Origin of the sequence: Corynebacterium faecale (assembly GCF_030408735.1) — a bacterium.
GTDB classification, from domain to species: domain Bacteria; phylum Actinomycetota; class Actinomycetes; order Mycobacteriales; family Mycobacteriaceae; genus Corynebacterium; species Corynebacterium faecale.
On the sequence record NZ_CP047204.1, the window covers coordinates 622,546 to 642,298 of the forward strand.

A 19,753-nucleotide genomic window follows, 5' to 3' on the forward strand; every position below is an offset into this window, starting at 1 on the left:
GGTCAGTGTCCTACCTCCCGGTTGGAACGGATGAGCATATATATAAGGAATGGGGCGCCGAGCGCACCGGTGATCACACCCACCGGATAACGGGTCCCCAGCAGGTACTGGCCAACCAGATCTGAGCTGAGCACGATCAACGCGCCGATCAGGGCGGACGGCCATACGAGTGATGCCCCGGGACCGAGCAACCGGGCGGCCAGTGGCCCGGAGACAAATGCCACGAAGGCAATTGGCCCGCAGGCCGCGGTGGCGACCGCGATGAGTGTCACCGCCGCCATGATCACCGTGATGCGGATGACCGTGACATTGACACCCAAGCCGATTGCGGTGGGATCCCCCAGACGCATGATGGTGATGGGGCGCTGCAGGAGGATGAGGAGGGGCAGGAGGACCATCACCGTCACCACCAGGGGCAACGCCCGTTCCCACGTGGCACCGTTGAGGGAACCCGTCAGCCATCGGGTGGCCGTGGGCAGATCCCAGGTATCCGCCTTGGACAGGGAATACGTCACCAGAGAATTCAACATGGCAGCCACTCCGATACCGGTGAGAATCAACCGCATCCCGGAGAACCCACCCCGATAAGACACCAGATAGATCACCAGGGCCACACCCAGCGCCGCGACCAGGGAGATCGCCGACACCATCGTCTGCCCCAGGCCGAGGAAAACAATGCACATCACCCCTGCTGCCGAAGCCCCAGAGGAGATACCGATGATGTCCGGGGAGGCCAGCTGATTGCGCAGCAGGGTCTGAAAGATCACACCCGCTGCACCGAACCCCAGTCCCGCGGCCAAACCCATCACCGCACGCGGCAGACGCAGAACGCCCACGGCATAGCTGGCACCCGCGACCTGCTCACCGCGCAGCACCTGCCATACCTGGGCGGGGGAGTAGCTGACCTCGCCCCACATCAGACTGCCGCAGAACACCCCAACCACCATCAGTGCCAGCAGCGTGGTGAGCAGCGCGCGCCGGGTCCGTGTCTGGTGACGGATCCGGGTGATCTGCACAGTGGTGGTCACAGTTCCCTCGCCTTTTGTCGTCGGATAATCCAGATGAATAACGGTGCCCCCAACAGCGGCATGATGATGCCCACGGCGATCTCCCCGGGGCGGGTGATCACCCGCCCTGCGGTGTCGGCGAACAACAGCAGCGCTGCACCCGCCACCGCGGAGGTGGGGATCAACCATCGGTGGTCTGTGCCGACGATGAGCCGACACAGATGCGGGATGATGAGCCCGACGAAAGCGATCGGTCCGGCCAGGGCGGTGGCCACACCACACAGGATGACGGCCCCGGCTGATGCCACCAACCGGGTACGCAGAACGTTCTCCCCAAGGCCGGTGGCGATATCATCACCCAGCGCCAGTGCATTGAGGCCACGGGCGCACGCCCCGCAGATGAGCACACCGGCAACCAGCGCCGGGGCGGCGAGGGTGATCCGGACCCAATCTGCCCCACCGATCCCACCTATCTGCCAGAACCGGAAACTGTCCATCACCTGCACACGCGGCAATAACACCGCGCTGACCATGGAGGACAGTGCCGCGGCAGTGGCAGCGCCCGCGAGTGCGAGTTTGAGTGGGGTGGTACCACCCAGGGAGCCCACGACGTAGACGAATACCGCCGCGATAGCCGCGCCGAACACCGCCACCGCCATGGTGGGCACCGCCGCGGACAGCCCGAAGAAGGCGATGCCGATGACCACCGCGAGGGATGCACCCGACAACACCCCGAAAATCCCCGGGTCCGCCAGTGGGTTACGCGTGACAGCCTGCAGGGTGGTTCCCGACACCGCCAGGGCCGCCCCGATGACCATGCCGAGGACGGTCCGGGGAATCCTTTTCATGGCTGCGGCCTCCTCCGCGGTGTTGGCGTATCCGAACAGCGCGTGGAGCGCATCAGCACCGCTGATGGAACGGACACCGAACATCAGTGAGCAGATGCACGCCACGAACAGGATGGCACCCAGTGCGATCAGAAGGATCCCCTGTTTGGGAAGTGTTGCGATGGCCATATCCGTTTAGTTGAGTCCCTCGGCAAGTTCCGCGAAGTATTCATCAATACCCCACGAAATTGATAGGGGAGACGGGGTGGCGGAGGCGGCGGTCGGATTCTCGCCCAGGAACACCACCCGGCCCGCGGCGATGGCGGGGATTCGTGAGAGCAACGGGTCAGCCTGGAGCTTGTCCAATAAATCGGCATTCACAGTGTCATCCTCGGAACCGTAGGTGATGATGAGATCCACATCCTCGAACGCTTCAGGGTTCTCCGCGGAGATCTGCTCATAGAAACTGTCGGAATCGGCAGAACCCTCCAGGATCGAGGCCTCCTGCATTCCTGCGTCCAGGAGGAACCCCATCCGCGGATCCACGGAGGTGTACACGCCGATCTGCGACAGGTCGGATTCATCGAAGAACGCGAACACCGGCGTGGTTTCCCGGAGTGCGGGGTGGGCGTTCAGCGCGGCGTCGACCTCACCATCAAGCTTTGCGACGAGTTCCCCACCCTCCTTCTCCTTTCCCAGAGCTGTCGCATTCATGAGGATCTGATCCTCCAGGGTGGTTCCCCACGCCTGGTCCGGATAGGCCACCACCGGGGCGATCTGGGAGAGCTGATCATAATCCTCCTGGGTCAGCCCCGAGTAGGCCGCGAGGATCACATCGGGTTGGGTGTTGGCGATTGCTTCGAAGGGGAGGCTGTCGGTGGCGTCGAAAAGCTCCGGCGTGGCACCACCGAGCTCGTTGAGCTTGTCCTCAACCCAGGGCAGTACCCCATCGCCGTCATCGTCACCCCAGGTGGCTTTTTCCATGCCGACCGGGGTGATCCCCAGTGCGAGGGGCACCTCATGGTTGCCCCAGGCCACGGTGGCCACCCGTTCCGGGAGGGTCGGGATGGTGGTCTCCCCGAAAGCATGCTCGATGGTGAGGGGGAAGGCTTGATCATCCGAGGTGGTTGCAGAGGTTGCTGAGGTTACCGACGGTGTCGGGGATCCGGACTCTGAACATGCCGCCAGGGTGAATGTGAGGGTTGCGGCCAGAAGACCGGAGAGGATGCGTGATCGTCGCATGGTTCAAGGGGGTCACTTTCGGGATCTACGGAAGCATATTAGCTCAACCTAAGTTAGGTTAGGGTTCCCAATGGTAGCATTGTGGTTCTGGAAAAATAAATGACAGAGGTCACAACCCATGCGGCGAGGGAATGATGCCCACAACCACCAGCTGCGATGGAGCGCTTTGAACCCATGTCCGTTACTGTTTGCTCCATGCACGACTCTGGACGATCCCCCGTGAAGGTGGTCAAAGAAGCCAACCCGACCGGACGTACAACCACACCCCAACTGCGACGCCCCCTGCCACGCCAGACTGAGATCTCGGACGTCCGCCGCTACATCGTCATGACCGCCCTGGCGCTGGGCGGATTCGGCATCGGTGTCACGGAGTTCGTCTCCATGGGCCTGTTGTCCATGATCGCTGATGATTTCTCCATCTCCGAGGACCGTGCCGGTTGGATCATCACCGTCTACGCACTCGGTGTGGTGGTGGGAGCTCCGCTGATCACAGCGTTCACCGGACGCATTCCCCGCAGGCGTCTCCTGCTGATCCTCATGGCGGCATTCGTGGTGGGCAACGCCCTGTCCATGCTGGATTCCTCCTATGGTGTGCTGTTGGTCGCCCGGTTCCTCGCAGGCCTGCCCCATGGGGCGTATTTCTCCGTGGCTGGTCTGTCAGCAGCCTCCATGGCTCCCGAAGGGCAACGCGGGCGAGCTGTCGCCTTCGTGGGCATGGGTCTCTCCGTGGCCACCGTCATTGGTGTCCCGGCCGCCCAGTTGCTGGGTGTCCAGTTCGGTTGGTCCGCGGCTTATGGGATGGTCACCGTCATCGGCGTGATCACCCTGGTTCTCCTGTGGTTCCTCATGCCGCACATGTCCCGGATGGTGCCCACCAGTCCGCTGACGGAGCTGAGTGCTCTCAAACGTGGTCAGGTCTGGCTCACCCTGGCGATCGGTTCCATCGGTTTCGGCGGCATGTTCGCGGTGTACACCTATATCTCCTGGACCATGACGGAACAGGCTGGTCTTCCGGCCTCGTTGATCTGGGTGGTGCTCATGGCCTACGGCGTGGGCATGGTGATCGGCAACTATGTGGGTGGACGGCTCGCGGACTGGAATGTGGACCGCGGCATCCTCCTGGCACTGATCTGCATCGTGGTGGTGCTCATCGGTTTCTATTTCACCTCGCATCACCCGGTGGCAGGCACCATCAACTTCGGCCTGGTGGGTTTCTTCGGGTCCACCCTGGTGCCCTCCCTGCAGATCCGGCTCATGGATGTGGCAGGCAAGGCACAGACCCTGGCAGCCTCCCTCAACCATTCGGCCCTCAACATCGGTAATGCGGTGGGTGCCTCCATGGGTGGCGCAGTCATTGCCGCAGGTTATTCCTACAGTGCGCCCGCCCTGGCGGGTGCGGTACTGGCGGTTCTGTCGATCGGTATCTGGTTCCCGATGGTGTGGTTGCGTCGACGCGGATAGGCATCGTGTCCACCCCACGGGCTACGCTGAAACACATGAGTTTCCAGATCACCACCGTCAACGTCAACGGCATCAGAGCAGCCGTGAAAGAGCGCAGCGAAACCAACCTGGGGTTCATCCCCTGGCTGGAGAAATCAGGCAGTGATGTCGTCCTGCTTCAGGAGGTCCGCGCGAGCGAGAAGGACACCGAAAAGGCACTCCAGCCGGTGCTGGATGCCGGGTGGCACTATGTGGGTGCGCCGGCGGCCGCCAAGGGTCGGGCCGGCGTGGGCATCCTGTCCAGGCACGAGCTTATCGACGTCCACGTAGGTTTCGGCTCCTTCCTCGATTCGGGCAGATACATCGAAGCCACCATCAGGGAAACCTCCCTGGGGGCACCCGTGACCGTGGCTTCGCTCTACCTCCCCTCCGGTTCAGCTGGCACTGAGAAGCAGGATGAAAAATACCACTTCCTCGATGAGTTCTCCGGCATCCTGGCAGAGCGCGCAGCCGCCCACAGTCACATGGTGATCGGCGGGGACTGGAACATCTGCCACCGCCGTGAGGATCTGAAGAACTGGAAGACCAACCAGAAGAAATCCGGGTTCCTTCCCGATGAGCGTGCCTGGATGGACTCTGTATTCGGCAGCTTTCCCGATGAGGAGTCCCAGGTTGATGGCGGGGGAGACTTCTTCGGGGCGGTGGAATATGTGGGGACGGCGGGTCGTCGACAAGCACACGCCGACCCGGCGTGGTTCGACGTGGCACGTCGCCTGCAACCGGAGGGGGAGGGGCCGTACACCTGGTGGACCTACCGCGGGAAGGCCTTCGACACCAACGCCGGCTGGCGCATTGATTACCAGGCCGCCACTAAGGCAATGGTGGACCGCGCGGAACGTAGCTGGGTGGATAAGGCAGAGGCCTATGACCTCCGATGGTCCGATCACTCACCGCTCAATGTGATTTACTCTTAACATGTTGCTGACAATTCTCTGGGCAATCGGCATCACCGCCGAAGGAATGACAGGTGCCCTCGCCGCAGGACGGCAGAAGATGGACCTGTTCGGTGTCTCTGTCATCGCCTGCGTCACCGCCATCGGTGGTGGCTCATTGCGTGACATGCTGCTGGGCCACTATCCATTGGTGTGGGTGGAGAAGCCGCAGTTTTTACTGCTCATCATCGGCGCGGCGATCCTGACCGTGTCCATTTCATTCCTCATGGAACACTTCCGGGTGTTGTTCCTGGTGCTCGATGCCGTGGGATTGTCAGCATTTGCCGTGATCGGCACACAGATCGCCCTGGAGATGGGGTATGGGTTCATCATCGCGGTGGTGGCATCCGTGCTCACCGGTGTCTTCGGTGGTGTGCTGCGTGATCTGCTCTGTGACCGCATCCCGTTGGTGTTCCAGAAGGAACTCTATGCTTCCATCGCGCTGCTGGCCACGTGTGTGTACTTCGTCATGATGTACCTGGGGGCCAGTGAGAATGTCACGGTCGTCGTCTCTGTTCTGGTGGCGTTCACCGCCCGTCTGCTTGCGCTGTGGCGCGGTTGGGCACTCCCGGTTTTCGATTATCAGGAAAGCGAAATCCAGCGCGATCCCACCAACCGGATCTGGCGATTCTGGAATTGGAAGAAGAAGTAGCCTGGTCGCATGCACATTGACTCGAACTATTAAAGAGTTTTAGTCATTTCCCTGTAATTGATAGGACAGGGTATGGTGTGATCCGGAACTTTTTTGAGGCTGTATCAGCTATACCAACTGTGGGGCACTTGGACCCGCCGTTGGAACACAACGTAAGGATTGCACATGGGCAAGGCATTCATTCTTCTGATCCTGGGCGCCATCATTCTGGCCGCAGGTATCTGGTACGCAGCAGCTGTCGGATTCGCCGTCATGGCTATCGTCGCAGCAATGATCATCGCTGTCGGCGGCGGAATCATCACCTGGGGTATTTCCGTCGCCCTGGACGTCCATTCCCCCACCTCCCGCAAGCTCTAGGAGTTTGTCTCCCCGCACCACAGCGGGATAGGAAACTGCGCCGCACCTCCCCTTTTTTGACGGGAGGTACGGCGCAGTTTCTGTTTCTTCCAGACGGTGCCAATATCAGCATGTACGTCACACCGCGCACCCCTGCCCCCTGGCGTGACGTGATCCGCCCCGCCGGGACAGCGGGTCTATGAGTTGATCATCTCCGAGACCTCCAGGAGGCCCTGGGTGATGTCGGTGCCGGCGGCGAATCCGGTGGTGCGGGTGTCCGCGTAGAAAACCTTGTCATCAGCGATCGCCGGGACATCCGCCAACGCGGGGTTGGACAGGAAGTCGGCGAAGTCATCGCGACCCTTGCCCAGGTAATCCTGAATGATGATGATGTCGGGGTTCATCGCGAGGACCTGCTCGGGATCAGCAGTGATCGTGCCGGTGGCGCCCAGGGAGTCCACCAGGGGCTCGCCGCCGGCTTCACGGATCAGCCCGCTCATCATGGAAGATCCAGGCATGATCATCTGACGTGGGCCGCGCTGCATCATGGCGAGCACCTTCGGGGCCTCCTCCGGGGTGGTTACCTCGGAGCGTGTCTCCTGGATTTCAGCGATGGCCTCTGCCGCCTCATCTTCAGCACCGACCAGCTGGCCCACATAATTCATGTGGGTGATGATGGAATCAATATCGCCCCAACCATCGATGTCGAAGTTGACCACCGGCACACCGAAGTTCTCCAGGATGGTGATGGTGTCCTGCTCAGTATCAAAGCGCGCACTCACGATCGCCAGATCAGGGTCAGCGGCGAGCACCTGCTCTGGATCCAGGGAACCACCGGGCTTGATCTGGGTGGGGACATCCTGGGCGAGAGCGTAGAGCTCTTCATCCTCGGGGTTCATCTCGGAGGTGACCACCACCCGCTCCGCGCCGGCGAGCGGCAGGACCAGAGAAGCGGCCTCCGGGGTGATCACGGCGATACGCATCGGCTTGGATTCCAGGGTGATTTCCTGGTCGTCGATGGTGACGGTGCGCGGGTAGTCGGCATCCGAATCAGCGGCGGCCTCCCCGGACACCTCCGCAGCTGCAGTGGTCGTGGTGTTATCAGCACTGGAAGGGTTCTCCTCCGCCGGTGAGCACGCGGTGAGTGCCCACGGCACGGTCAGCGCTGCGGTCAGCAGGGCGGTAGAGAGTTTCACAGACTTCTTCACGGAGTAGATCATCCTTTTCAGAAACAGAACAGTTAGAACAGAGGGTCAGTGGTGGTGGGGAATGGGGTGATGCGCAGGCTGCCGGTGGTCGGATCATCATCCACCGCGATCGGCAGCCCGTAGACCCGCGACAGCGTGCTGGGTTGCAGCACCTCGGCCACGGTGCCGGCGGCGGCTAGCTCTCCCTGCTGCATCAGCACGGCGTGGTCGCACCAGCGCGCGACGTGGTTGAGGTCGTGGAGCACCACCACCACGGTTGTGCCCTGGGCGGCGCGCAGGCGCAGCAGTTGGAGCACTTCCACCTGGTGGCGGAGATCGAGGGCGGAGACCGGCTCGTCGAGAAGCATCACGGCGGTGTCCTGCGCCAGGGCGCGCGCGATGTGGATGAGCTGGCGTTGGCCACCTGAGAGCTCGTTGACGGGTTGGTCGGCGATATGCAGCGCATTGATCGCCCCGAGCGCGTCCTCGGTGGCGCGCCGGTCCTCCTCGGACTCTGCGGTGAAGCGTTTGCGATGTGGGTAGCGCCCCATCGCGACCACGTCGCGGGCCGCAAAACCGATGCGCAGCTCGGTGTCCTGCGGCACCAGCGACATCAGCCGGGCGCGGTCTGAGGTGCTTTGCGACGACACCCCCACGCCCCCCACGTACACATCACCAGTGGACGGAATCAACCCCGCCATCGCTGACAGCGCTGTGGATTTTCCTGCCCCGTTGGGGCCGATGAGCGCAGTGACCTGTCCCGCAGGAGCATGGAAGGACACACCCCGCACCGCATGATGCGTGGGGAAGGTGACGTCCAGGTTCTTCACCTCGATGCTGAGGCTGTCCGATCGGCTCACAGCCCCAGTCCTCTCCGCTTGCGCACGGTGAGCAGAAGATAGAGGAAGATCGGCGAACCGATGAACGCCACCACCACGCCGGTCTGCAGCACCACGGGGGAGAAGAGTAGGCGTGCCACGGTGTCCGCGACGATGACGAAAGTGCCACCGAGGATCGCGGCCGCCGGCAGGAGTGCCCGGTGATCCGCGCCGATGACGATGCGGATCAGGTGAGGCACCACCAGCCCAACGAAGGTGATGGTTCCGGAGACCGCCACCGCCGTCGCCGTGAGCAGAGCAGCCAGGGCAAGCAGGATGATGCGGGCACGGCCCACATTCAACCCGGAGGTCTGTGCGGTGGATTCGCCCAACAGCATCAGGTTGAGGTCGCGGGAGGCACCGACTGCCAGGATCAGCCCCAGGATGATCGGGATCACCGCCACCCCCACATGGTCCCAGGTGCGGGATACCAGATCACCGTTGAGCCAGAACGCCACGGAACGCAGTTCCGAATCCTGCGGGGCATTGGCCGTGGCTGCGGAGATCACCGCACCGAGAAACGCGGTGATGGCCAGGCCGACCAGCACCAGGGTGGCGGGATCGGCACCGCGGCCATCCATCGCCCTGGAGCTGGCGATCAGATAGACCACCGCCACGGTGATCAGCGCACCCATGAAAGCGGCGAAGGGCACTGTCCACTGACCGAAGAAGCTGGTACCGGTGACAATGGTGAGCACCGCGGCCACCGCAGCTCCGGAGGACACACCCACGATGCCCGGATCAGCCAGGGGGTTGTGGAACACCGTCTGCATGATGGCACCGGACACGGCCAGGGCGGCACCCACCAACGCGGCGATGATGATGCGTGGGGCGCGGATCTCTGTGACCACCGGCGAGGTGGGCAGATCAGCGAAGGGCACGGTCACCGGTCCCAGCATGAGGGAGACCACGAACGAGCCGACCAGCAGAATGATCGATCCGATGATGACTACCGGCGTAGTCAATCCGCTGCTAGTTCGCGACACAACATCCCTTAATGGCAATAGATTCGAGCTCAGTACCCGCTTAGCTTAACCAACCGTATGAGCAAATCCCCAAACTTTCGGGTGATCACCTCTCATTGGTCATCTTAACCCTGTTGTCAGGAGCGGAGATTAATGTTCCCTCAACCATTGAGTCCGCGGTGTAGTGACTAGACTGTCTAAGCATGACTTCGCAGGATAAAGATCTCACCGCCCAGACCTCCTCCCGTGTCCTCTCCGGCATCCAGCCCACGGCGGACTCCTACCACCTCGGAAATTACCTCGGTGCCGTCAAGCAGTGGATTGACCTGCAGAACAATTTTGATGCCTTCTACTTCATCCCTGATCTCCATGCCATCACCGTGGATCAGGACCCGGAGGAACTTCGTACCCGCACCGTGTCAGGTGCCGCACAGCTGCTGGCATTGGGCATCGACCCGAACCGCTCCACTCTCTTCGTCCAGTCCCATGTGCCCGCGCATGCGGAACTGTCCTGGGTACTGACCTGTCTCACCGGTTTTGGTGAGGCTTCCCGCATGACCCAGTTCAAGGACAAATCCACCAAGCAGGGCGCTGACCGCACTTCTGCAGGACTGTTCACCTATCCCATGCTCATGGCCGCTGACATCCTCCTCTACCGCCCGCAGCTGGTTCCGGTGGGTGAGGATCAGCGGCAGCACCTGGAGCTCACCCGCACCCTGGCAGAGCGTTTCAACAACCGCTATGGCAAGGTCTTCGAGGTTCCGGAGGGTTTCATTCCGCAGGGTGCCTCCAAGATCTATGATCTGCAGAACCCGACCGCAAAGATGTCCAAGTCCGGTGACAACCCCAAGGGGCTGATCAATCTTCTCGACGACCCGAAGGTCTCCACCAAGCGGATCAAGTCCGCGGTCACTGACAATGACGGTGTCATCGCCTTCGATGTGCAGAACAAACCGGGAGTATCCAACCTCCTGGTCATCCAGTCCGCATTGACCGGGGAAAGCATTGACGCGCTGGTCACCGGGTACGAGGGCAAGGGATACGGCGCTCTCAAGGTGGACACCGCTGAGGCATTGGAGGCGTTCACCACCCCGCTGAAGGCCAAGTATGACGAGTACATGGGGGACCGCGCTGAACTCGAGCGTGTCCTGGCTATCGGCGCGGAACGTGCCGGGTCCATTGCCGAGGGAGTCCTGGCGGAGGTCTATGACAAGGTCGGTTTCCTGGCCCCGCGCGCCAGGTAAACACCGGTTGATTATTACAATCCGGCCACGCAGCAAGCCTGCCTGGCCGGATTTTCCTATCCTGGGAGACATCACAGTGATTTAGCCCGCCTGAGATCCCCTGGGATCTCCCTGAATTTCATGAGGACGAGACACATGGCCACCAGAACCGCGCCGGACGATCGCAACACCGATGAATACGGAATCGAGCGGATCCGTGAAGATGAACCGGGCTTCGTGGACAAGATGCGTGACAAGTATGAGTGGTTCGATCACATCATGCGCATGCAGGAGCGATTCGGCTCCAAAGGCGGTAACCAGCTGTCCGCCGGCATCACTTATTTTTCGGTGTTGTCTATTTTCCCCATCGCCATGTTGGCCTTCGCCACCATGGGTTTTGTCCTGGCGGGCAACCCGGATCTGCTTGCCCGTGTCCAGGAGGAGATCACCGGAGCCTTCGACGGTGATGTGGGCGAGACCGTCAACAGTATTGTCGAAAGCGCCATCGAGCAGCGCGGTACGGTTCTCGGAATCGGCGGTCTCACCGCGCTGTGGGCCGGTCTCAATTGGATGAATAACTTGCGCTTCGGTGTGAGCCGCATGTGGGCCCTTGATCCCACCGAGGGCAATTTCGTGGTGAAGAAGATCAATGACCTCATCGCTCTGGTCATCCTGCTCCTCGCCCTGGTCCTGGCTTTCGGTATCACCGCAGTGGGTGCCTCGGGTGCCACCCAGACCCTCCTTGACTGGGTTGGACTGGGTGATGTTCCAGGTATCAGCATCATCACCTGGGTTGTGGCACTGGTCGTGGGCATCCTGGCCAATTTCCTGGTGTTCTTCTGGTTGATCAAGTTCCTGCCGCGCACCAAGGTTCCCATGAAATCCGCCATCCAGGGGGCTCTGATCGGTGCGATCATCTTTGAAGTGGTCAAGCAGCTCGCCTCGGTGCTGGCCTCCAATGCGCTGAGTAACCCCGCCGGCGCCACCTTCGGCCCCATCATCGGCATCATGGTGGTGCTCTATCTGGTGTGGCGCATCCTCATGTACTGCTCGGCTTGGTCGGCCACCAGTGAGGAATCATTGCGGCTGGCAGTGGTTCCCGCGCCGGAGCCGGCTGTGATCCGCGTCCGCAACGAGCTGTCCCCGGAGGTCGCCCCGGTCGATGCGGCACGCAACGTGGGCATCGGCGTGGCCGTGGGTGCCGTCGCAGCGGGTGCGCTGGCATTCCTGCAGAAGAAATAACAGCACCTCTGCTCCTTCAGGGGTGAGGTCAGGGCGTTCCCCGATTCCCGGGGAGGGCCCTGTGGAATAGGCTTGAGGGTATGAACACGAACCTGCCCAACCTGTACTCGGCCTTCGACCTGGATCGCACTGATGATACTGATGCGCTCGGAGTGGTTCTCTCCGCGCGGGATCTGCGCCTGGAGCAGATGGGTATCACCCCTGATGATCCCCGACGCGCGCAGACCGTGATGGCGTTCTCAGTGCTCAACGATCCCATCAAACGTGCGCTTTACGACGAAAAACTAGACACCGGCACGCCCCTCACCTGGGATCAGATTCACCACCTCGGGAATTTCGGCACCATCCCGGAAGCACCTCCGCAACAGCAGCAGTGGCAGCAGCCCCAGCCCCAGAATGATTTCGGTTACTCCTTCGGTGCCCCGAACACGGCATTCGCCAGTAATACCTACAACCCCTTCGACAACCAGGTCCAGTCCTCGATGTCGGGTTCCCACTTCGCCAGCCATTCGGCCATGGCCCCGTACGGTGCCAACAATGCGATGAATGTGCAGCGTCCCACAGCGGGTGCCCGACTTGGAATGGCGTGGCTTGATCTCATTCTGGCCGGTATCGCTGCCATCATCGTCGCGGGAATCTTCGGCGGAAACGAGTTCAGTGTCTGGATCATCACGGCGATCGTCTCCATCGCCTATGTGGTGGGTTTTGAAAGCGTCATGGGTGCCACCCCGGCTAAGAAGTTCTTCGGCTATGAGGTCCGGGATGTCAATACCCATTCCCGACTGTCTGCAGGCGCGGTGGCCAAGCGAAACTGGTGGAAGTTTGCCAACCTCATCCCCGGAGGCACTCTGGTCACCCTCATCATGGCTGGTTATTACGGCAACCAGATCAAGGAGGAGAACATGATGCGCGGTGGTCACGACAAGATGGCCAACGCCGAGGTGGTTAAGAAGAACTCCTAACGGCGTTGCCGGAAGGTCCAGGTCAGTGCAGCCAGGAGCAACAACACGATCACGGTGATGGGGAGGGCGACCCGGACGATATCCAACGTTGCGGAGTCTGCCTCCTCAGGGGTGGGGGATGGTGCAGGTTCTGTCGGGGGTAGTTCCGTGGCGGTTGGTTGCTCTTCCTCCAGCTCACCGAGCTGGCCCACACCGGCGCCCGGGAGGGTGTCCAGGGAGGCGTCGATAAGCTCTCTGGCCTGAACCCAGGGGGAGGCTTTATCCACCGTGGTGTCCAGGATGACGGCGCCGAGGCGGCGGCCATCCCGATTGAGTGCGCCGACGAAGGTGTGGTTGGCGTCATCGGTGTAACCGGTTTTACCACCGATGCCATCTGGATCATTGAGGAACAGACCGTTGTCATTCCACACCTGGAAACCGTCATTGTCGCCCCAACCGGGGAAATCAATGTATTCGGTATCCACGATCTCCGCGAAACGGGGATTCTGCCACGCATGTTGGTAGATCAGCGCCATGTCGTAGGCGGAGGTGGACATACCGGGAGCGTCGAGACCTGAATAGGTGGCCGCGACGGTGCTCTGGGTGCCGATCTCCCGGGCCCGCTCATTGATTATCTCCAGGGTGGCCTCATCCCCGCCGAGCTCCTGGGCGAGCAGATAAGCAGCGTCATTGCCACTGGCCAGCAGTAATCCGTGGAGTAGTTCATCAACTGTGTAGTCACCGCCCTCACCCACACCCACGCGGGAGCCCTCGATATTGGCGGCGTCCCAGGTGCCGGTGACCCTGGCCTGGGGATTCAGTTCCTCGATGGCGATCAGACCAAGAAGGACTTTGATGATGCTGGCGGGGCGGTAGCGGCCGTGTGGATCCTTGGTGGCCAGGATCTCCCCGGAATCCACATCAAAGACCATCCACGCCGAGGCCGTCTGGTTCTCCGGGACCTGGAAACCCTCCGGGGCAATCACACCGCAGTTGTCCATGAGCGGGCCACCGGCTGGGACATCAGGGATGGGCAGAGGCGTCGGGGTGGGATCACCTGGGGTCACCACCTCGGAGGTGGTGCGTGCACTGCTGGGGGCTTGGAGCCAGGGGCAGTTGTCGGTGTCGGGGGCGTCCTCGCGGGAGGTGGGCTGCCCGTCATCGTCTTGCTCCTCCACAGTTTCGGCGTTTTCCGCTGTCACTGGTGGGGGAGAGGTTTCCTGCGCGGCGGCCACGGGTGGGAATATCAGTGCCAGTGTGGTGGCTGCCGCCACGAGGGAAGTTCTCATGAACGCTAGATAGTACCTGCCGTTGTATGGACAGTCGGGACAGGTACCGGAGTTTTTAGAACTTGGAGAAGCGCTTGGTCAGCATTTCCTCGAGTTCGCGCCAGGAGGTGGAGTGGTCATTGAACGGTGCGTGGGGGACATAACCTGAGGTGTCACTGGCGCCGAGCATGTAGGAGATGTAGTCCTGCATGCGTGGATTGGCCAGGAAGTAGGAGTTCATGGAATCATCACCGGACCAGTCAGCGGCGTCGGCCATGAGCTCATAGGCGCGGCCCATCTGCTTGGTGTCCACAGCGTCCACAGAGGTGTTGATGTCCTGGGCCAGACCATTGAAGGAATAGACATTGTCCGGGTGCACCATGATCTCGGTTTCTCCGGCATTGATGCCCAGCATGAGATCCGGCCAGGTGGAGGCCCGGGCCAGATCGTGGTCATCGTGTTCGACCAGCCAGCGCAGCAGTGACTTCTGGCTGTTGAAGGTGAAGATCTCGCCGAATTTTCCCAGGAATACCGGCTGGCCTTCGATGTAGGTGCGCAGGGTGTATACGGAACGGCCGTCGAGGGAGATCCTGATCGGATCGATGCCGGCGGCGGTCCATGCGGAGGTGTCGTAGGGGTCGACCTTTTCGGCCTCTTCCTTCGCGATCTGTTCTTCGGCCTCACGGGCTGCCTCCCGTGCGGACTGGGCCTCACGGATACGGGTGGTGGCGTCCTCGGTGAAGATCTGGTCGCCTTCCTTGACGGTGACGGCCTCATCAAGGGAATCCACCACGGTGCCCCAGTTGGTCAGTACGGCGCGACCGATGGCTGACCACTCACCCAGGCCGTTGGGTCCGGAGAAATGGTCTGCCCCGCGGTCAACATTGCCCAGGACCGAATGCGAGGAGAAGAAACCACTGACGGGCATCGCGGACGTGACATTGCCCAGGCTGCGCACCACGGCGAAGATTCGGGAGATGGTCTTGACGTTGACGTAGGAGGGACGTTCCGCAAGCAGGGCCGGTGCCCCCACGATGTCATGCTCATCATTGGCATCCGGAACCACACGTGCGGCGTCACCGGCGTTGAAGGCGGACCAGTCCGGGTGGGAGGTCAGGTCGTGCCGGGAATCTGATTCGATGAAGACGAGCAGCTCTTCCGGGGAGTTGAACACATACAGGTTCTCTTCTGCTCCGAGGAACGCCTGCCATTCACTACCGTGTTCCCTCCAGCTGGGGGCCCACAGGGTGTAGAAGTCACCTTCGGTGAGTGAGAGTTTTACGGGGACGATTCCTTTTTCAGCCATGCTCACAAATCCTAGCCGTTGTGATATTCCTCCGTCACCTGTCTCACCCTATAGGGCCCAGGTGGGCGGATAAGGGGGGGTATTTGTCAAGGTCAGCGCCTCAGCCGGTGGGGCGGTGGAACCCGTAGAAGGCCATTCCGATATTGGAGGTGCGCACCGGGTTCATCTGGACCGGGTCGCCGGCTTCGATGATCTGCCCGTCACCCGCATACATGGCTGCGTGTCCATCCCAGATGAGCAGGTCCCCGGGTTGAAGTTCGTCGTAGCTGACCTGTCTGCCCACTGCCTGTTGGTCGGCTGTACGGGGGATATCCACACCGGCCTGCTGCCACGCCCACTGGGTGAGTCCACTGCAGTCGAATCCATTCGGCGTGGTGCCGCCCCAGACATAGGGGGTTCCGAGCATGCTGCGGGCGGCGGCCACGGCGCGTTCGCCAGCCTCACCCCCTGAACTGGAGGTGTTGGCCTGGGTGAACTGAATCGCGGCTTCAGTGGATGATTCAGTGGATGGCTTAACGGATGGTTCAGCGGTGGCACCCCCAGCTGGTCCAGTACCCGGCCCAAGGTCAGCAGCCTGCACCGGTGGGCCGAGTTCACCGGGAGCCAGTTGGATAACCTGGTCCAGCTGCCCGATTGCCGGTTGCAGGGCCACACCAAGTTCCCCGACCCGTGCTGTTGCGGCCTCCATGAAAATCCAGGGCAGGGTGGTCAGTTCTGCACGGGCAGCCAACGCGGTGGCGGGATGTGGGCACAGGGAGAGAAGCAGGAGAGGAGGAACCCGGTGCATCAACTCGGTGGCCAGACCCTGAAGATCCTCCCTGGCGCTATCGATCAGTGGAGCTGCCTGCCACATCACCCCGGTGATGATCCTGTGGTGGTTGTCCAGGTCCCGGCTCAGGTTGAGCAGTGGTGCTACACTGGTTCCCAGTTCCGTGGCCAGTGCGAGTGCGGAGCTGACATCGGGCACGGTGGGCAGTATCACCTCAGGCGTGGAGTCGGGCATATGTCCCAGGATGAAACGAACAGTGGCGAGCATGTCGGTCATGTCAGTACCCCGGCTGTCCTGTTCAGCTCTGCTGACAGTGAGCCATCCGCTGATTCCACCGCTGTGAGTGTGTGCAGGGCACTGTCGCCCATCTGATGGGCTGTCCAGATAAGGGCCTCTGCGTTGTGGGTGTAGGTGACCAGGGCTTTCGCCACCGCTTCATAGAATTCTCGTCCACCCTGGCTTTCCGGAATGGAGACGGCGGTGGCTGGGATGTGGAGACGGAGCAGGTCGTGTGCAAGGGATCGGGCGTGGTCAAGATCTATCCTCATGTCTGGTAGGACTGCGCAAGCGTCCGGGAGGTTCCCGGCAGGGGTGAAATGCTTCGTCAGCGGTGCCCGGGGTCTCGGTGGGCTGTCATGTCCAGGTGATGCTTTAACATGAGGAGCATGGACATCACCATCGTCAATCATCCCCTCGTCGCAAGCAGGCTCACCATCATGCGCGATGAGCGCAGTGACAACGCGGCTTTCCGCGCTGCAGCCTCCGACCTGGGCGCCATGCTCATCTATGAGGCCTCCCGTGATCTGGCCGTAGAGCACTTCGACACCAAGACCCCCGTCGCCATCACCGAGGGCACCCGCCTGGAGAACCCACCCATCATCGTCCCCATCATCCGTGCAGGCCTGGGCATGATCGACCCCGCACTGTCGATGATTCCGGATGCACAGGTCGGCTTCATCGGCCTGGCACGCAATGAGGAAACCCACGAACCGGTCCCATATCTGGAGGCTCTGCCTGAGGACTTGAGCAACCAGGCTGTGTTCCTCGTTGATCCGATGCTGGCCACCGGCGGTTCACTTCTGCACGCCATCCGTCTGCTGGCTGACCGCGGTGCCACTGATATCACCGCGATCTGCATGGTGTCCGCACAACCGGGCGTGGATGCACTCAAGGATTCGGGCCTGCCCTGCCGTCTGGTCACCGCCGCCATTGATCCCGAACTCAACGAGGACGCCTACATTGTTCCCGGCCTCGGTGATGCCGGTGATCGACTGTATGGACCCCGCAATATCGACCTGTAAAACCCCGGTTTCTGCACACTGTAGTTGGCGGTCAATTCCAACTTGAGTGTGCATTCTGGGGCTTGTGCGCACCGGTAAAGATCAGCTCCACTGGCCAAGTTATGGCCATACGTTGGGTACCCGCCTGCGCGAAATCCGGAAGATCCGGGGCTACAGTCAGGAAGAACTCGCCGAGATCGTGGAGATGAGCCGCAATGCCATCTCCAATCTCGAACGCAATGAGAACAACAACGGCAAGCCAGGTGATCCCCGCCTGAGTACCGTGTACAAACTCTCGCAGGCACTCGATGTTCCGCCCGCCGCACTCCTGCCCGCGGTCGGGGAGAAGCCCGAGACCATCTGCGTGGACGAGGACATGCCGGTGGACGTGCGCTGGCCCTCCAAACAGGAGGAAGTGCTTTTCGACGTCCCCCTCAACCTCCCCTCACCACGCAGCCTCCCCGGCAGCGAGGCAGCCGACGCGAAGAAACGGGTGGACAAGAAACCCGGGCGCGAACTGTCCTAGAGGTTTCTGCCCCAGTTCTCCACTTCGTCCTGCAACGTCAACAACAGTTGGGTTGCCTCCTCATGGGAGCTGGCCTGGGCGATCTCAATGTAGATCTTGGCCTTGGCCTCCGTTCCGGAGACACGCGCGATCACACGCAGCTGAATCCCACCCAGCTGACCGGTGAAGGCCACACCCTGATTCTCCGGAAGTGAGGAACTGGTCAGGGGAACACCGATGAACTCAGATGGGGGAGTGGTGGACCAGGCGTCGACAAGCTCTCTGGGGTTGGTTGTGCGGACCGCAACCTGCGTGGACGCGAAATAACCGTATCGCCGGTAAAGGGCGTCCAGCCTGTCCTGCAGGCTGACGCCGGAGGCCTTGAGTTCGGCGGCCCACGCCGCGGTCAGCAACGCCGTGGTGATGCCGTCCTTGTCGGAGACGATCTCCGGAGCCGGGCACGTGCCCACCGCCTCCTCATAGGCGAAGGCCAATTTTCCCGGCCGGCCATCACCCGCGCGGGAGAGATGTTTGAAACCGGTCAGGGTCTCCTGATAATCCCACCCCTTGTCCTCCGAGATGACCCGCAGAAGTTGGGAACTGACCACCGTGGTGGCTACCACAGGGGGATGTCCCTCCCCGGTCCATTCCGGAACCATGCGGGTGGCCAGCAGAGTGCCCGTCTCATCACCGGAGAGCATGCGGTGCCCACCATCAGGCGTGCGGATGCCCACAGCGCACCGGTCCGCATCGGGATCGAGTGCGAAGAGGATATCCGCATCCTTCTCGGCGGCACGCTCCAGCAACATCTCGATGGCGGAGGGCTCCTCAGGGTTGGGAAAAGCGACGGTGGGGAAGGTGGGATCGGGGTGCTGCTGGGCCCGGACGGAATGCGTCAACGGGAAACCTGCGGACTGGAAGGCGTTCGACATCGCGCGACCACCCACCCCGTGCAGAGCCGTGTACACGACACGCAGATTGGCCCGCTCAGAATTGACCCTCAGCAGATCCGACTGTCCCGGAGTAACCAGGCCCACGATCTCATCGAGGTATCTCCGCAGCTGATCCTGGGCCGGACGCACCGTCACCCGGGGCACACTCACGGGATCCTCCACAGCCTCGATGAACGCCTCCAACTCGGACTCCAACTCCGAATACAGCTGGCGACCGTTCTCCAGGAACACCTTGTAGCCGTTGTCCGCGGCACCGTTGTGGGATGCGGTAATCTGCACACCGGCGTCCATCCGACGGTTCCTGACCAGCCACGGAATCAACGGAGTGGGGGACGGGGTGGGCAGGAGCATCACCTCAAAGCCCGCACCTGCGAACACCTCTGCCGTGGTGGCGGCAAAGGTGTGGGAACCATAACGGGCGTCATAACCCACGACCACACGCAGGGGGCCATCCTGTGGATAGAGCGCCCGGCCGATCCCGGTCTCCTCCTCCGGAACCAGGTGGGGGATGTGATCACGCGCGGCACGGGTAGCCAACCAGCTGGCCACGCCCGCGGTGGTTCTGGTCACCTGGAGGACATTCATCTGATGAGCCGCGGGACCCACCGGCGCCCGCATCCCTGCCGTGCCGAAAGAGAGTTGACGATACTCGTCCATGGACACCCCGATCCTCATTCATGTTGGATTCACTACTAGACTCGACTCTACCGCGATGTGGGTGTTGCTGATATGCCTGCCAA

20 protein-coding genes are annotated in these 19,753 nt (G+C 61.7%); 9 read left to right on the forward strand and 11 right to left on the reverse strand.

All coding sequences use genetic code 11. The annotated features are described in order from the left end of the window. Positions 1-2: 2 nt before the first annotated feature. From CFAEC_RS02900 to CFAEC_RS02910, 3 genes are read right to left on the reverse strand one after another with little or no spacing between them, the layout of a single operon-like run. Positions 3-1,028 (reverse strand): FecCD family ABC transporter permease, encoded by a 1,026-nt coding sequence (locus CFAEC_RS02900; protein WP_290278649.1) that lies wholly within the window; start codon positions 1,026-1,028, stop codon positions 3-5. Continuing rightward, positions 1,025-2,023, reverse strand: a complete 999-nt coding sequence (locus CFAEC_RS02905; protein ID WP_290278651.1) for a FecCD family ABC transporter permease — start codon at positions 2,021-2,023, stop codon at positions 1,025-1,027. The genes CFAEC_RS02900 and CFAEC_RS02905 overlap by 4 nt, the downstream gene beginning before the upstream one ends. A gap of 6 nt (positions 2,024-2,029) precedes the next feature. Next, entirely contained in the window at positions 2,030-3,076 is a 1,047-nt protein-coding gene (locus CFAEC_RS02910) for an iron-siderophore ABC transporter substrate-binding protein (RefSeq protein ID WP_290278654.1), read from the reverse strand. A 195-nt stretch (positions 3,077-3,271) separates the two neighbouring features. On the opposite strand from CFAEC_RS02910, the gene CFAEC_RS02915 reads away from it, so the two are divergent. The 4 genes from CFAEC_RS02915 to CFAEC_RS02930 all read left to right on the forward strand — a co-directional run bounded on the left by CFAEC_RS02915 (position 3,272) and on the right by CFAEC_RS02930 (position 6,517). Continuing rightward, the gene (locus CFAEC_RS02915) at positions 3,272-4,537 is read left to right on the forward strand and encodes an MFS transporter (RefSeq protein WP_290278656.1); all 1,266 of its coding nucleotides are present in this window, start codon (positions 3,272-3,274) and stop codon (positions 4,535-4,537) included. Positions 4,538-4,572: 35 nt separating this feature from the next. Then, entirely contained in the window at positions 4,573-5,490 is a 918-nt protein-coding gene (locus CFAEC_RS02920; RefSeq protein ID WP_290278658.1) for an exodeoxyribonuclease III, read from the forward strand. A gap of 1 nt (position 5,491) precedes the next feature. Continuing rightward, positions 5,492-6,160, forward strand: coding sequence for a trimeric intracellular cation channel family protein (locus CFAEC_RS02925; RefSeq protein WP_290278660.1), 669 nt, complete (start codon positions 5,492-5,494; stop codon positions 6,158-6,160). A gap of 165 nt (positions 6,161-6,325) precedes the next feature. Continuing rightward, entirely contained in the window at positions 6,326-6,517 is a 192-nt protein-coding gene (locus tag CFAEC_RS02930) for a hypothetical protein (protein WP_290278662.1), read from the forward strand. 176 nt (positions 6,518-6,693) lie between these two features. Here the strand turns inward: CFAEC_RS02930 and CFAEC_RS02935 are convergent, their stop codons facing one another. From CFAEC_RS02935 to CFAEC_RS02945, 3 genes are read right to left on the reverse strand one after another with little or no spacing between them, the layout of a single operon-like run. Then, a complete protein-coding gene (locus CFAEC_RS02935) occupies positions 6,694-7,704 on the reverse strand; it encodes an ABC transporter substrate-binding protein (protein ID WP_290278664.1) in 1,011 nt (336 codons plus the stop codon). A gap of 32 nt (positions 7,705-7,736) precedes the next feature. Further along, positions 7,737-8,543, reverse strand: a complete 807-nt coding sequence (locus CFAEC_RS02940) for an ABC transporter ATP-binding protein (protein WP_290278666.1) — start codon at positions 8,541-8,543, stop codon at positions 7,737-7,739. After that, a complete protein-coding gene (locus CFAEC_RS02945; protein ID WP_290278668.1) occupies positions 8,540-9,526 on the reverse strand; it encodes a FecCD family ABC transporter permease in 987 nt (328 codons plus the stop codon). The genes CFAEC_RS02940 and CFAEC_RS02945 overlap by 4 nt, the downstream gene beginning before the upstream one ends. 203 nt (positions 9,527-9,729) lie before the next feature. Here CFAEC_RS02945 and trpS point away from each other — a divergent pair, with 203 nt between their 5' ends. The 3 genes from trpS (at position 9,730) to CFAEC_RS02960 (ending at position 12,953) form a co-directional block, all read left to right on the forward strand. Beyond that, complete coding sequence (trpS, locus tag CFAEC_RS02950; RefSeq protein ID WP_290278670.1) at positions 9,730-10,770, forward strand: tryptophan--tRNA ligase; 1,041 nt, start codon at positions 9,730-9,732, stop codon at positions 10,768-10,770. 135 nt (positions 10,771-10,905) lie between these two features. After that, positions 10,906-11,991 (forward strand): YhjD/YihY/BrkB family envelope integrity protein, encoded by a 1,086-nt coding sequence (locus CFAEC_RS02955; protein ID WP_290278672.1) that lies wholly within the window; start codon positions 10,906-10,908, stop codon positions 11,989-11,991. 80 nt (positions 11,992-12,071) lie between these two features. Next, on the forward strand, positions 12,072-12,953 hold the full coding sequence (locus CFAEC_RS02960) for an RDD family protein (protein WP_290278674.1): 882 nt from the start codon (positions 12,072-12,074) through the stop codon (positions 12,951-12,953). Here the strand turns inward: CFAEC_RS02960 and CFAEC_RS02965 are convergent. From CFAEC_RS02965 to CFAEC_RS02980, 4 genes are all read right to left on the reverse strand, one after another. Then, the gene (locus CFAEC_RS02965; protein WP_290278676.1) at positions 12,950-14,221 is read right to left on the reverse strand and encodes a D-alanyl-D-alanine carboxypeptidase family protein; all 1,272 of its coding nucleotides are present in this window, start codon (positions 14,219-14,221) and stop codon (positions 12,950-12,952) included. The two genes, CFAEC_RS02960 and CFAEC_RS02965, sit on opposite strands and share 4 nt — an antisense overlap. Before the next feature lie 55 nt (positions 14,222-14,276). Next, positions 14,277-15,506 carry a SatS C-terminal domain-containing protein gene (locus CFAEC_RS02970; RefSeq protein WP_290278678.1) on the reverse strand — a complete coding sequence of 410 codons (1,230 nt, stop codon included), beginning with the start codon at positions 15,504-15,506 and terminating at the stop codon, positions 14,277-14,279. 100 nt (positions 15,507-15,606) lie between these two features. Further along, positions 15,607-16,551 carry a C40 family peptidase gene (locus tag CFAEC_RS02975; protein ID WP_290278680.1) on the reverse strand — a complete coding sequence of 315 codons (945 nt, stop codon included), beginning with the start codon at positions 16,549-16,551 and terminating at the stop codon, positions 15,607-15,609. Then, the gene (locus CFAEC_RS02980) at positions 16,548-16,823 is read right to left on the reverse strand and encodes a hypothetical protein (RefSeq protein ID WP_290278682.1); all 276 of its coding nucleotides are present in this window, start codon (positions 16,821-16,823) and stop codon (positions 16,548-16,550) included. The genes CFAEC_RS02975 and CFAEC_RS02980 overlap by 4 nt, the downstream gene beginning before the upstream one ends. Before the next feature lie 117 nt (positions 16,824-16,940). Here CFAEC_RS02980 and upp point away from each other — a divergent pair, with 117 nt between their 5' ends. Together upp and CFAEC_RS02990 are read left to right on the forward strand one after the other, a co-directional pair. Then, a complete protein-coding gene (upp, locus tag CFAEC_RS02985) occupies positions 16,941-17,576 on the forward strand; it encodes a uracil phosphoribosyltransferase (RefSeq protein WP_290278684.1) in 636 nt (211 codons plus the stop codon). A 64-nt stretch (positions 17,577-17,640) separates the two neighbouring features. Then, a complete protein-coding gene (locus CFAEC_RS02990; RefSeq protein WP_290278686.1) occupies positions 17,641-18,081 on the forward strand; it encodes a helix-turn-helix domain-containing protein in 441 nt (146 codons plus the stop codon). Here the strand turns inward: CFAEC_RS02990 and CFAEC_RS02995 are convergent. Next, the gene (locus tag CFAEC_RS02995) at positions 18,078-19,670 is read right to left on the reverse strand and encodes a phospho-sugar mutase (RefSeq protein ID WP_290278688.1); all 1,593 of its coding nucleotides are present in this window, start codon (positions 19,668-19,670) and stop codon (positions 18,078-18,080) included. The two genes, CFAEC_RS02990 and CFAEC_RS02995, sit on opposite strands and share 4 nt — an antisense overlap. Positions 19,671-19,753: the final 83 nt, after the last annotated feature.

Coding starts and splice junctions, on each gene's coding strand:
- CFAEC_RS02955 (WP_290278672.1), top strand. CDS start 10,906: ATGGCCACCAGAACCGCGCCGGACGATCGCAACACCGATGAATACGGA.
- CFAEC_RS02965 (WP_290278676.1), bottom strand. CDS start 14,221: ATGAGAACTTCCCTCGTGGCGGCAGCCACCACACTGGCACTGATATTC.
- CFAEC_RS02960 (WP_290278674.1), top strand. CDS start 12,072: ATGAACACGAACCTGCCCAACCTGTACTCGGCCTTCGACCTGGATCGC.
- CFAEC_RS02910 (WP_290278654.1), bottom strand. CDS start 3,076: ATGCGACGATCACGCATCCTCTCCGGTCTTCTGGCCGCAACCCTCACA.
- CFAEC_RS02925 (WP_290278660.1), top strand. CDS start 5,492: ATGTTGCTGACAATTCTCTGGGCAATCGGCATCACCGCCGAAGGAATG.
- CFAEC_RS02995 (WP_290278688.1), bottom strand. CDS start 19,670: ATGGACGAGTATCGTCAACTCTCTTTCGGCACGGCAGGGATGCGGGCG.
- CFAEC_RS02975 (WP_290278680.1), bottom strand. CDS start 16,551: ATGACCGACATGCTCGCCACTGTTCGTTTCATCCTGGGACATATGCCC.
- CFAEC_RS02970 (WP_290278678.1), bottom strand. CDS start 15,506: ATGGCTGAAAAAGGAATCGTCCCCGTAAAACTCTCACTCACCGAAGGT.
- upp (WP_290278684.1), top strand. CDS start 16,941: ATGGACATCACCATCGTCAATCATCCCCTCGTCGCAAGCAGGCTCACC.
- CFAEC_RS02905 (WP_290278651.1), bottom strand. CDS start 2,023: ATGGCCATCGCAACACTTCCCAAACAGGGGATCCTTCTGATCGCACTG.
- CFAEC_RS02920 (WP_290278658.1), top strand. CDS start 4,573: ATGAGTTTCCAGATCACCACCGTCAACGTCAACGGCATCAGAGCAGCC.
- CFAEC_RS02915 (WP_290278656.1), top strand. CDS start 3,272: ATGCACGACTCTGGACGATCCCCCGTGAAGGTGGTCAAAGAAGCCAAC.
- CFAEC_RS02980 (WP_290278682.1), bottom strand. CDS start 16,823: ATGAGGATAGATCTTGACCACGCCCGATCCCTTGCACACGACCTGCTC.
- trpS (WP_290278670.1), top strand. CDS start 9,730: ATGACTTCGCAGGATAAAGATCTCACCGCCCAGACCTCCTCCCGTGTC.
- CFAEC_RS02930 (WP_290278662.1), top strand. CDS start 6,326: ATGGGCAAGGCATTCATTCTTCTGATCCTGGGCGCCATCATTCTGGCC.